Source organism: Phaeobacter sp. 11ANDIMAR09, from assembly GCF_001294455.1.
Lineage (GTDB): Bacteria > Pseudomonadota > Alphaproteobacteria > Rhodobacterales > Rhodobacteraceae > Pseudophaeobacter.
Map to the genome: position 1 here is coordinate 1 of NZ_LIKT01000064.1, position 5,302 is coordinate 5,302.

At 52.8% G+C, this 5,302-nt stretch carries 6 protein-coding genes; 1 reads left to right on the plus strand and 5 read right to left on the minus strand.

Annotation, left to right across the window (positions count from 1 at the left end; all coding sequences use genetic code 11):
• Positions 1-60: 60 nt before the first annotated feature.
• The 4 genes from choV to choX are packed head-to-tail and all read right to left on the minus strand — an operon-like array spanning position 61 to position 3,772.
• On the minus strand, positions 61-1,092 hold the full coding sequence (choV, locus tag AN476_RS21935) for a choline ABC transporter ATP-binding protein (RefSeq protein WP_054463890.1): 1,032 nt from the start codon (positions 1,090-1,092) through the stop codon (positions 61-63).
• Positions 1,093-1,926, minus strand: coding sequence for a choline ABC transporter permease subunit (choW, locus tag AN476_RS21940; protein WP_054463891.1), 834 nt, complete (start codon positions 1,924-1,926; stop codon positions 1,093-1,095). It abuts the gene before it with no gap.
• Positions 1,927-1,928: 2 nt separating this feature from the next.
• Complete coding sequence (locus tag AN476_RS21945) at positions 1,929-2,834, minus strand: alpha/beta fold hydrolase (RefSeq protein ID WP_054463892.1); 906 nt, start codon at positions 2,832-2,834, stop codon at positions 1,929-1,931.
• Positions 2,835-2,839: 5 nt separating this feature from the next.
• Positions 2,840-3,772, minus strand: a complete 933-nt coding sequence (gene choX, locus AN476_RS21950) for a choline ABC transporter substrate-binding protein (protein WP_054463893.1) — start codon at positions 3,770-3,772, stop codon at positions 2,840-2,842.
• A 109-nt stretch (positions 3,773-3,881) separates the two neighbouring features.
• Between choX and betI the strand changes: the two genes are divergently transcribed.
• The gene (gene betI, locus AN476_RS22690; protein WP_083464468.1) at positions 3,882-4,520 is read left to right on the plus strand and encodes a transcriptional regulator BetI; all 639 of its coding nucleotides are present in this window, start codon (positions 3,882-3,884) and stop codon (positions 4,518-4,520) included.
• A gap of 505 nt (positions 4,521-5,025) precedes the next feature.
• Here betI and AN476_RS23175 read toward each other — a convergent pair.
• The coding region (locus tag AN476_RS23175) for a hypothetical protein (protein ID WP_172684879.1) at positions 5,026-5,302 on the minus strand (277 nt) is incomplete at its 5' end.

A 5,302-nucleotide genomic window follows, 5' to 3' on the forward strand; every position in this document is an offset into this window, starting at 1 on the left:
TTTCGGGGGGCAGGTCACAAGTCAAATGTTCCGCTCCAAGTGAACCAAAGATCACTTCAGTTACTCGCGTAACAACGCTCTGAGAATGTCACTATTGCCAAGCTTTCCAATAATGTGATTTTCGTTGGACACATAGATATCACCGATTTCTTCAACCTGTCCTCGCATGAGAGATCTGACCGATGTATCAGCACCAACAACTCTCGCTTCTGCAGGTAGTTCACCTTTAAAAGGCTGCATAACCTCCGCCGCATGCAGCACATTGATCGGGTTCATATGGGCCACAAAATCTTCGACGTATTCCGTGGCAGGTTTCAGAACAATTTCTTGCGGCGTGCCAATTTGAATGATGCGGCCACCTTCCATAATGGCAATACGATTGCCTAGCTTAATAGCCTCGTCCAGATCATGACTCACGAACAGAATAGTCTTTTGCAGTTCTGCTTGGAAATCCAACAACTCGTCCTGAAGCCCGTTGCGGATCAGCGGATCAAGAGCGGAAAACGGTTCATCCATTAGCAGTAGTGGGGCTTCAGTCGCAAAAGCACGGGCCAGACCCACACGTTGCTGCATGCCACCGGACAGCTCGGAAATTTTCTTGTCCGCCCATTTGTCTAGGTGGACCGTTTCCAATTGCTTGGCCGCCCGCTTAAAACGTTCCTCTTTTGGCACTCCAGCAACCTCAAGCCCAAAGGCCACGTTTTCAAGAACGGAGCGCCATGGCAAAAGTCCAAACTGTTGAAACACCATCGACACGTCGTGACGTCTGATATTGCGCAAAGCGTCTGACGAAACTTTTGCCAGATCACACAGCGCGCCGTTGCTGCGCACCTCAACTTTGCCTCGCGCCAAAGGGTTTAGCAGGTTGGTTGCCCTAAGCAGGGTTGATTTACCAGATCCCGACAGCCCCATCAGAACGACGATTTCGCCCTGTTTCACATCAAGCGAACAATTGTGGACACCCAAAATCTGCCCTGTCTGCTCCGAGATTTCTTCGCGGCTTTTTCCCAAGTCCATGAGAGGAAATGCCGATTCTGGATTATTGCCGAAGATGATATTGGCATCAGTAAACCGCACAACTGTTTTTGACATTTACACACTCTCTTTCTTGAGGAGACGATCCAGAATGATCGCGATAATCACGATGACAAATCCGACCTCGAACCCTTTGGAAATGTTAACTTGGTTCAATGCACGCAGCGTTGGAACACCAAGACCGTCAGCGCCGACAAGGGCGGCAATTACAACCATGGACAGGGACAGCATAATGGTTTGCGTCAAGCCCGCGTAAATTTGGGGCATGGCCCAGGGTAGTTTTACCCTGAGCAGTATATCAGTATTGGTAGCCCCGAACGCTTCGGCGGTCTCAGTCAGCGACACGGGGGTCGAAGATATCCCGAGATAAGTCAAACGGATGGGCGCAGGCAATGCAAAAACAACAGTGGCAATCAGTGCCGGCACTGTTCCCAAACCAAACAGAACCAGTGCCGGTATCAGATAGACAAAGGTTGGGATCGTCTGCATCAGATCGAGCAAAGGTTGCAGGCCCCGATACAACCAAGGCCGACTTGAGGCAAGAATGCCAACGGGTACTCCGATCAACATACTGATCGTTGTCGCTGACAATACCAGCGAAACAGTCTCGGTCGTCTCGCTCCAATATCCTTGATTGATAATCAGCAGCAGGCCGAAAAATACGAAACCGGTAAGCGCGACCGACCTGTGCATGTACCACGCCAGCGATGCCGTTGCTGCAATCACTACCAACGGGTGAGGGGCCTGCAGAATCCACGCCACGGCGACCACCAGGGCATCAATTACATAAGCGATCCCGTCAAAAAACGACTGCATATTGTCCGTCAGCCAGTTTACGATGGCCTTGGACCACGGCCCAATCGGAATTTTGTATTCTTCGATCCAATCCATGTTTAGTCCCCTACGGCGGTATCATTCAGTAGAAATTTCGCGGCCAGATCGAGCATATCGGCATCCAAAACATGCCCGACGCCCAACAGCAGTTCGAACCTAGCATACGGGATCAATGCGGCCGCGCGGCGCCCTCGCTCTGCCGCGATGCAGGGGTCTTGGTCCCCGTGCAAAATGAGACTGCGCGCGGTGATCCTTTTTAGGTAGTCCGTCCGATCATCTGTACCCAAGACGGCCAGAGCATGCCGCGCTGCGCCTCCGTGGGCGTAGCCCAAAGCACAGAAACGCTCGACTTCGGTCACCAAGTCATCGGTCGCAGACAATGCGCCTGCGGAATAGAAAATTGCGTCCTCAATCAGGAACTGCCGGAGCGCCGCGTCACTGGGTGGTGCAACAAAGAGACGTGACATCCGCTGCATTGCTTCGCTCTGTCCATCGACGTTATTGGACCCGTCGCCGCTTGCCAGCTGCACAAAAGTTCCAACCCGGTCACCGGCTGTGGCGGCAACAAGCTGCGAAATCAATCCACCCATGGAAAACCCGGCCAGATCAAATTCGGTGATCCCAAGATAATCAAGCACTTCGAGCACATCATCGCACATGTCATACAGCGTATAGCTGGTGGCCTGTGCGGCGCTTTTCGCATCCTGCTTCATCCAAATGTCGACAGCGGTTTGATCCTGATCCGGCCCGTATTGGGGCGACCTGCCGGCGTCCCGGTTGTCGATCCGGATAACACGCCGCGTCTTGGCCAGTCGAGCGATCCAATGCTGAGGCCATTCCTCAAGCCGCATCCCCAGCCCCAGCAACAAAACGATGGGTCTGGCCTGGGGATCGCCTGCTTCAACATAGTGAAGCAGACTTTTTGACCCCTCGGATCGCAACGGGGATGAGACATGCGTACCCATCTCGCTCAATTGTCCTTGATATGTGCTTTGACAGCCGCAAGGCCATCAGCGCCATTCACTGTCGTCACACCAGCAAGCCAAGTGTTGAGCAGGTCAGGGTGCTTCTTGATCAGCCGGATGGCGGCCTCATCAGCATCCTCTCCATCTTCGATGATGTAACCCATACCCTCGCTTTCCAGAGGGATCGTGAAATTGAGTTGGTTCAACAGCTTGCCGACATTGGGGCATTCTTCGACATAGCCTGCGCGAACTTGTGTATGTACAGTTGCGCCACCAAAATTGGGGCCGAAATAGTCATCACCGCCACTTAGGTATTCGATATCAAATTCTACGTTCATCGGATGTGGGGCCCAGCCCAGAAAAACCACCCATTCATCCCGTTTGGCCGCGCGCCGCACCTGGGCCAGCATGCCTTGCTCTGAGCTTTCAACGATGTCCCAACCGCCAAGTTCAAAGGCATTGCTGTCGATAATCTGTTCCATCTGCAGGTTGGAGCCTGCCTCAATCCCATAGAACTTTGATCCGAACTGATCGGAATGGGCGGCCAGATCGGCAAACTCCGTTACGCCCGCATCATAGACATAATTTGGCACCGCAAAGGTAAATTTCGCACCTTCAAGGTTCTGGTGGATTGTTTCAATTTTCCCACCGCCCACATAGGGCGCGAAATAGGTTGCCATTGCCGGGTCCCAGAACCCGAGAAAAACGTCGAGGTCGTTGTTGACCAGAGACTCATAGATGACCGTGACCCCGAGAACGTTGGAACTGGTCTCATACCCCAACCCTTCGAGCAGGACGGATGCAATTCCAGTGGTCAAGGCTAAGTCAGTCCAGCCGGGTTCGGCCATCCTTACTTTTTCGCAGGATGCCTGCGCCATCGGGGCTCCCAACAGGGACAGGGACAGGGACAAAGTGCTGATAAGGGCTGTGCTCTTCATTAGATCCTCCACTCGAAAAATAGACCAACAAGTCTATATTAACACCAATAAGTCTAATTTGACATCTTCGTCAACAAAATATGTACTGCCTCAAAAGCGAGGATCGGCGATGAAAAGCAAAAGGCTAAAAAGCCTACGGCGGAACGAGTACTCTCAGGCAGCGTTTGAAACTGTTTGTATTTATGGATTTTCCAGCACAACGGTAGACCTCGTCGCCAAACATGCGGGGGCCTCAAAAACCAATGTCCTGCACTATTTTGGTAACAAGACATCTCTATTGGAGGGAGCGTTGCGTTATGGAAATTCGGTTCTGGTAGATGAAGTCCGAGCATTGATGATTCGATCCAAGACACCTTGGGAGCGGGTGTATTCCGTCCTGTTGGCCAACTTTTCAGCGAAGACTTTTGACCCAAAATTGGCGCACGCATGGCTGTCTTTATGTGCTGAAGTCCCCTATCACTCGAATTTCCAACGCATTCAAACTGTGATCCACAGCCGCATGCACTCTAACCTTCTGCATGCCCTACGACAGATCACTGACGAAAAGCGCGCCGAGGTCACTGCTGCGCTTATATCCGCCACAATCGACGGTCTTTGGCTACGTCTGGCCGTTCAAGCCGAGCCACTCAAGGTTGAGACAGCTCTTGGTCAAATCGAAGAGTTGATGAACTCCCTGTTCCCCAATGATGAAAACCGTGTTTTAGCGAAGAGAAAAATGGCGGAGATACAGAAAATTTTATTTCCTTGATCAGCGAATGCGAGGTGGATCGGCTAAAACATCCAGAGCGATGGGCCCTTGGAGAAGATGGGGCTACTCGCAGAGTTCGGTCAAGATATCGCGGGTTCACCAATTCAACCTCAAGTTAAGTGAGGCAGATTCTGAGCGACCCTTAAGTAGAAGTTGTGCCGCATTGTTCGATAAACGTCCGTGTTTCGTGCGCGGTGCAGAGTGATTTGCTCCAATGGAGAGCAAGCGACACAACTTTGCAAAGCTCGCAACCTGCGCAGAGCTGACGTGCGGGAAGATCTAGATTGCAAACCCACAAACACAAAAGCCCCGGCTTTCACCGGGGCCTTTCTTCATACAGGATTTCGCCAATAGTGGTTAGTTTTGCATTTGTTGCCTGCCGCGATCGGCGCTCAGCAATCAGCGCATCCGATAGCTGGCCCTCAGTCTGGGGCACCGGCCCGGTGTAACCAGGCTCCGGCTGCAGCAGATCGGCCGGCACTTTTGGCGGGGGATGATGATCGGACTATTGGGATCCGAACAGCCCGTCAGCAGTAGCAGACAGCAAAGGGGATAAAGGCGCATCGCGGCCCTCCATTTGTTGCAGATCATTGGAAAGCGCCACCCAGGCCCGCGCCTCTTTCTCGGCGCGGCTAAGATGGTCGCGGTGAATGCGGGCGGTCTCTGCTGCCTGCTCAAGGGTAGCCCGGGCAGTGGCGAGATCTGCCTGCGCCTCTTTCAGCTCGGCGCGCAGCCGGGTCCGGTCATTGACGGCATCGCCAACAAACCAGACCATGTCCGTT